This is a genomic window from Psychromonas hadalis ATCC BAA-638, from assembly GCF_000420245.1.
GTDB lineage: Bacteria > Pseudomonadota > Gammaproteobacteria > Enterobacterales > Psychromonadaceae > Psychromonas > Psychromonas hadalis.
Window position 1 is genome coordinate 1 of the sequence record NZ_ATUO01000324.1, and the last position, 1,448, is coordinate 1,448.

Genomic DNA, 1,448 nt, shown 5'->3' on the forward strand with positions numbered 1-1,448 from the left:
AAAACGCACCAGCTCAAACAGCACATCCCTGTGCTGGCTGAGCTTAGATCGGCGGCTCAGAGCAATATGCTGTCGGTCTTGCTAAGCAACCAACTGAAGTGGTCAAGTAAAACTGGCCACGGATTTGTATTCAAACCAGAACCTGCGTTCTGATTCATTGGGTGTCAAACCTGCATTATATTGATGTGGTCTGACTTGGCTGTAATATCCAATAATATAATGCGTGATAGATATTTTAGCCTCGTTAAATGAGCCGTAACCCGAAGTCGGTACCCATTCTGTTTTTAAACTTCTAAAAAACCGCTCCATTGGTGCATTATCCCAACAATTTCCTCGGCGACTCATACTCTGGGTTATTTGAAAACGCCATAATAATTGCCTGTATTTTTTACTGGTGTAATGACATCCTTGATCCGAATGAAACATCACTCCTTTAGGTCGACCACGTAACTCATATGCCATCGATAAAGCTTTACCCGTTAAACGCGTATCGGGTGAAAATGATATTGCCCAACCAATTACTTTTCTTGAAAATAAGTCCATTACCACCGCCAGATATGCCCAACGATTACCAACCCAAATGTAAGTGACATCACCACACCATGCTTTATTCGGCATACTGACAGAAAATTCTCGATTAAGTATATTCGGTATATCTATACGTTCATTTCCTGTTTTCTTGTACTTATGAGCAGGAAGTTGGCGACTCGTTAAATTTAGCGTTTTCATCAACTTACTTGCTCGATAACGACTTAATTGAGTGCCATTGGTTGTCACTATACCCGCTATCGTTCTAGCCCCCGCAGAGCCACCACTCACTTGATGAGCCGCTTTAATTTCACTGATCAATTTAACATGTAAAAATGAGGTGCCTCTTGGTCGATTAGACCAATATTTATAACTACTACGATTGAGTTCAAACACATCACAAATGGCTGAAACGGGATAGCTCTGCTTGACTTTATCGACTATAGAAAACTGCTTATCGAGTCCGATATCAAGAGAGCGGTAGCCTTTTTTAATATGTCTTTCTCCATTTCAATCCGCTTTATTTTCTTTTCTAATTCACGAATTTTAAGTTGGTCAGGTGTCATTGGAGTCGCCTTCGGAGAAAGTCCTTGGCGTTCCTCTTTGAGCTGACGAACCCACTTGTCCATTGTTGATTTACCAACATTCATAGCTTGTGCGGCTTCCCTCACAGAATAACCTTGATCAACCACTAATTGTGCAGATTCAAGTCTAAACTCGGGAGTGAAATTGGTTTTTGGTCGCTTTGTCATTGTGTCACCTATCTTAATTTGGAAGTGATCATATCACCTCTAAGTAGGTGGCCAAATTAACTATGCCACTTCAAACTCTTATCAAGAAAAATGGAAGGGGTTGTGTGTACGTTTTGATTATAATATCTGCTTAAACCTTAAACCTTAAACCTTAAACCTTAAACCTTA

General features: G+C 40.4%; 1 protein-coding gene. It reads right to left on the reverse strand.

The window, feature by feature from the left end:
* Positions 1–102: 102 nt before the first annotated feature.
* Positions 103–1,280 (reverse strand): IS3 family transposase gene (locus tag G322_RS0119300; protein ID WP_156874008.1). Its coding sequence is split into 2 segments (ribosomal slippage): positions 103–1,022 and positions 1,022–1,280, totalling 1,179 coding nucleotides; the frame shifts between segments, so codons are not numbered across the junction.
* Positions 1,281–1,448 lie beyond the last annotated feature (168 nt).